The organism is Kitasatospora sp. NPDC057542 (assembly GCF_042801945.1).
Classification (GTDB): Bacteria; Actinomycetota; Actinomycetes; order Streptomycetales; family Streptomycetaceae; genus Kitasatospora.
In genome coordinates, this window is the sequence record NZ_JBHVFE010000573.1 from 1 (window position 1) to 5,082 (window position 5,082).

Genomic DNA, 5,082 nt, shown 5'->3' on the forward strand with positions numbered 1-5,082 from the left:
GGCGCTGTCCTTCGCCGTCCTCGCTGTCCAGGTCGGGCGGCTGGGCGACCCGGTCGAGGCGCCGGCCACCGGCGCGCCGACCGACACCGGCCGGCCGCCGGCCGGCCTCCCACTGTTGCGCCGCCGGCCCGAGCTGCTCGGGATCCTCGCCCTGACCTGGGCCTTCAACCTCCTCTACGGGCCGTTGGAGGTCGCCCTCCCGCTGCATGTCACCGAGGACCTGCACGCCGGTGCCGGCCTCCTCGGGCTGTACTGGACGGTCTTCGGCATCGGTGCGGTTCTGGGGGCCCTGGCCGCGGGCACCCTGCGCAGGCTCCCGCTCTGGCCCGTCACCCTGGGCATCATCGCCGGCTGGGGCCTGGCCCTCCTGCCGTTCGGCCTGGGGGTGCCCGCCTCCGTCTCCCTCGTCTGCTTCGCCCTGGGCGGTGTGGTCTACGGACCCTTCACCGCACTGTCCTTCACCCTGTTCCAGGACCGCACCCCGGCGGCCTGGCTGACCGCGGTCCTGGCCGCCCGAAGCGCCGCCCTGCTCACCGCCGCCCCCGTGGGCACCGCACTCGGTGGCCCCCTCACCGCCGCGCTGGGGCCTCAACGGGTGCTGGCCGCTTCGGGACTCGCGACCATCGCGCTCGCCCTCGTGGCCGCCGCGGCGCGAACCGCGGGAAGGCACCGACCGCCGTCGAAGCCCGCCGGAACCGCAGCCGGTCGGGACGGCCGGCGCCGCGCAACAGCCACCGCCGACACCGACGTGACGACAGGTCAGTACCGTCTCGGCCGCTCGGCCCAGGGGCACGTCCAGGCCGGCGACCTCGACGATGGGCAGGACGGGGCCGAAGACCTCCTCCCGCATGACCGGGACATCGGGCTTCACCTCGGCCAGCAGGGTGGGCGCGACGTAGCGGTCCGCGCGGTCGTGCCGTCCGCCGAAGACCGTACGCCCCGGGTCGAGGAGCGCGACGACCCGGTCGAAGTGGCGTTCGTTGACGATGCGTCCGTACGCCTGCGACCGCGCCGGGGCCGTACAGCTCGGTGACGGCCCGGTCCAGGACGCCTTCCAGCCCACGGGCCGTGGCCGGGTCGGTCAGCAGGTAGTCGGGGGCGACGCAGGTCTGCCCGGCGTTGACGGACGGCGACGGCGTCGGCCGGCGTGATCAAGGGCGGGGTGTTCACTCGGAGTCCTCTCGGACGGGGTCGGGGATCCAGCTGCCGTGGAAGCCGGCCGGCACCCGCACCGGCAGGTGGACGGTGGCGATCGGGTCGCCGGTGAAGTCCTCGGCGGAGAGGACGACCAGGTCGCTCGCGCCCCGCTCGGGGTCGTGGACGTAGGCCAGCAGGTAGCCGTCGTCCTCGCTGCGGGCGCCCTGCCTCGGGACGAAGGAGACCTCGCCGGTGTAGCGGCCGGCGCCGAACTCCCGCACGGTGCTGGACTGCCGGCTCAGGTCGTGCTTGATCAGCGCGTCTCCGGCTGCCTCCGGGGTCAGGGCCTCCAGGGCCTGCGTCGCGGCGAAGTGGCGCAGCAGGGCGGTGGCCACGGTGGAGTACCCGTAGCGGTGGGCGCCGCCGACCACCGCCGGGCTGACCGCCGGGAACTCCTGCGGGCGGTCGTCCAGACGGGTCTCGGTGACCTTGCCGGAGACGGTGTCGACGATCCAGCGGTCCAGGGTGGGGCTGCTCTGCCCGTCCACCGCACCGCCGGCGAACATCCTCGGGTAGCGGACCACGTCGACGACGACCCGGTCGCCGTCCTCGTGGGCGTTGAGCGTGTGGTAGACGAAGCAGGGCTCGACCTCGTACCAGCCGACCTCCGTACCGTTGCGGGGCAGCAGCCCGATCCGCGCGCCGCGGGTCTCGTCCCAGACCGCCGGGTACGTCTTGCGCGCGAGGTTGTCGGCCATGCCGACGCGCCCCGAGAGGTCCAGGACGACGGCGAAGTTCCGGGTCAGCGCCATGTCGTGCACCACCGGCCGGTGCGGGACGGGGATGTCCACGGCCCGGACGACGGCGCCCTGCGGGGAGACCACCAGGTGGCGCAGGTTCTCGCTGTCCCGCTGCCAGGTGATCGCGTGCAGCTCGCCGGTGCCCGGGTCGAGCTTGGGGTGGGCGGCGAACCCGTCGGGCAGCGTCCCGCAGAAGTCGCTGGCGCCCACCGTCTCGATCTCGTAGGAGAGTTCGTACGGGCGGAAGCCGCCTTCGACCAGCGCGAAGGTGCGGTCGGCGTGGCCGATCACGTGCGTGTTGGGCGCGACGTCGACGATCCTCGGCGCGGCGCCGGGGCGCGGCCGCTCCCCCAGGGCCTCGGCCACGGCGGCGCTGCGGACCAGCCGGTTGCGGTACCACCGGGCCCGCCCGTCGAGCAGCCGCACCCCGTGCACCATGGCGTACCCGGCGAACAGGTGCCGCGGCCGGGGGTCCTCCGCCCGCATCCCGTTCGGGCCGTTGCGCAGGTACCGGCCGTTCAGCTCCGCCGGGATCGTGCCGGTGACCGGCAGGTCGAAGGCGGTGACTTCCTCCGCCACCGGGGTGTAGGCACCGGTGAACGGGTTGGTGACGGTGGACACCGCAGACTCCTCCAGGCCGCTTCCGACTGCCGCCGCCCACGCGGGACGGCGCGCCCGGCTCAACGACCCGCCCACCCACCGGGTGACGGCCGGGCCTCGTCGAACCGCCTGTCAGCGGTCCCCGGGCGGTGGTCAGCGGCGCGGCGCCGGACGGCTGGGCGCTCGTCGACGGTGGCGAGCGTCCAGCGCCGCTAGTCGGCCTCCACCAGCGGGGATTCACTTTGCCGACCTCGCGCGGAGGCTTCCGCACCCGGTTTCCCGGATCGGGTTCGCTCGGCCCATGCGGCCACCGGAGGTCCTGCGGCGCCCAGGCATGCGAAGAATGCGCCGAGGAGTAGCCAGCCCGTGTGTCCGAGCGCGAGGACTGCCCCGGTCAGGATCACGGGGGCGAGGGCCTGGCCTGCGTCGAAGCCGATACCGAGGAGGCCCTGATACTGCCCTTGGGCATGGTCGGGTGCGAGACCGAAGCCGAGCGCGAAGCCGCCCGAGGACTCCCACACCTCTCCGACGCTGTGGACGCACACGGCGAGGACGGCGAGCGCCGGTGCGACCCAGGCGGGAACGTCGGCCGTCAGCGCCATCAACGGGCAGCTGACGAGGAACAGGAGCCCGGCGAGGCGAAATGCGCGGCCGCCCTGTCGTGGGGTTTCCACCTTGGAGCCGAGCTTGCTCTGCAGCAGCACGCAGACGCCGCTGTTGATCGCGTAGACCGCTGCCACGGTCCAGCGCGGTGCGTCGGTGTGGGCGGTGAGCCAGACCGGCAACAGCAGGGAGACGGTCTGGTACTGCAGGCCCATGGCGCTGTAGAGCGCGACGAAGGACACGTACGGCCGGTCTGCCAGGACGGACCACTGTCGGTGCTCCTTCGGCCGAGGCAGGGGCCGGTAGTTCGGGACGCCCATGAACACGATCAGTCCGGCGCAGGCGAAGCTGGCGGCGTTGGCGAGGATCAGCCCGGTGTAGGCAGGGCGAGTGTTGATCTGGATGGCGAAGGCCGCGCCGAGGGTGCCCACGACGACGCCGAGATTGACGAACGTGCGGAGTCTGGCCCGGAAGGCGGCAGGGCGTTCACCGCCGACTCTGGCGACGAGCGCACCGCCCGCGGCGCCGCTCGCCGTGGCAGCCAGCCGGTCCAGGGTGGCGACGAGCGTGAACGCGAGCCAACTGTCGATGAAGACGAAAGCCGCCATGGTGGCGGCCTGCAGGGCGAGGGTGGTCAGCCAGATCATGCGCGGCCCGTACCGGTCGGCCAGATTGCCCGCCGGTATGCCGGCCGCCAAGCCACTGAGGCCGGCGATCGTCAGACCCGCTCCTACCTGTGTGGCGGGCAGGTGCACCACCAACGTGAAGTAGAGGATGGCAGCGGTGTTGAAGAGACCGTTGCCGACCCTGCTGACGAAATTGGCGATGATCAGAGCTCGCTGCGGACCGGAAACCGGCGTGCTGGACACCTGTTGCCTCGACCCCCTCCTGATCATGTCGATCAGGTTAACACCGGCCCCCACCAAGGGTTTCGCGCGGTCTGAAGGCCGTAGCGGCGCAGACGCACCCCGCGGCGATTCACCGTGAAGCCGCTCGTGCAGCGCCCGCCGACGGCCGGCCGACCCGACGCACTGTCGGATCGACCGGCCCCACGGCACGTCGGTGGCCGTAGCGCTCCGCCTCGGGTCGATGGTCCGGGGAGCGGACGGATCGGGACACGGAACAGCTGCTCGGTGCGCGCGGGGATGCGGGAGCAGGCGTTCAGAGCGTGCGCCGCACGCCCGCCTGGCGCTCCAGGTTGCGCAGCTGGACGGCCAGGTCACCGTTCACGGCGGCCCGGGCGGGTCCGCTGCGGCCGATGGGCAGGACCTCCTCGCTGCGCATGTCCTCCAGCAGCAGGGCGAACGCCGTGTACATCGCGACGCACGCCACCAGGAGGCCGAGGGCCCCGGACGTGCGCGTGAGCCACTCGGCGCCCGTGAGGCCGGACAGGCCGGTGGCCGCCCAGCGGGGCAGCGAGACCACCAGCACGAGCCACAGCGCGCGCTTGGGCCGGGTCACGGCGGTCATCAACGCCCCGAAACACAGGAACGCCAGGTTGAACACACCCAGCGCCCGGAGGCCGTCGGCGGCGCCGCTGAACATGACCAGCGAGTAGGCCAGCCAGCTGCCGGCGAACACGCCCATGAGTGTCGCCGCGATCACGTCACGGGCGCCGAAGCACAGGATGCTCACCAGGAACTGCAGGACGAAGGCGGGCAGCACGCACAGGGCGACGGCGCCGCGGGCCTCGGTGCCGAGGAGCCCGAGCTGCAGGCATCCCGTCATCACGGAGGCGATCGCCACCGTGAAGAAGCCCAGCGGCATGGGCGAGGCCATGGGACGCAGGTTGATCCTGGTGATCGACCGGAGGTCCGGTTCGAAACGGCGTTCCTCGGAAGCGTCCGTCCCACCGGCGGGCGGTCCGTCGCCGCCGGCGGCGGCCGGGGAGGCTGTGGTCATCGTGCGAATCTCTCCTTCAACGTTCGAAGTGGAAGAGCAC

3 protein-coding genes and 2 pseudogenes are annotated in these 5,082 nt (G+C 72.6%); 1 reads left to right on the forward strand and 4 read right to left on the reverse strand.

The genetic code is table 11. The features are described 5' to 3' along the window. Positions 1-184: 184 nt before the first annotated feature. Positions 185-637 (forward strand): annotated as a pseudogene (locus ACFU7Y_RS39840) (MFS transporter); the annotation flags it as partial. Between the two features lie 156 nt (positions 638-793). On the opposite strand, the pseudogene ACFU7Y_RS39845 reads toward ACFU7Y_RS39840, so the two are convergent. The 4 genes and pseudogenes from ACFU7Y_RS39845 to ACFU7Y_RS39860 all read right to left on the reverse strand — a co-directional run. Further along, positions 794-1,124 (reverse strand): annotated as a pseudogene (locus tag ACFU7Y_RS39845) (aldehyde dehydrogenase family protein); the annotation flags it as partial. A 42-nt stretch (positions 1,125-1,166) separates the two neighbouring features. Beyond that, positions 1,167-2,558 carry a carotenoid oxygenase family protein gene (locus ACFU7Y_RS39850; RefSeq protein ID WP_224278090.1) on the reverse strand — a complete coding sequence of 464 codons (1,392 nt, stop codon included), beginning with the start codon at positions 2,556-2,558 and terminating at the stop codon, positions 1,167-1,169. 191 nt (positions 2,559-2,749) lie between these two features. After that, positions 2,750-4,009, reverse strand: a complete 1,260-nt coding sequence (locus tag ACFU7Y_RS39855) for an MFS transporter (protein ID WP_380771288.1) — start codon at positions 4,007-4,009, stop codon at positions 2,750-2,752. Between the two features lie 292 nt (positions 4,010-4,301). After that, the gene (locus ACFU7Y_RS39860; RefSeq protein ID WP_380771289.1) at positions 4,302-5,042 is read right to left on the reverse strand and encodes a GPR1/FUN34/YaaH family transporter; all 741 of its coding nucleotides are present in this window, start codon (positions 5,040-5,042) and stop codon (positions 4,302-4,304) included. Between the last annotated feature and the right edge of the window lie 40 nt (positions 5,043-5,082).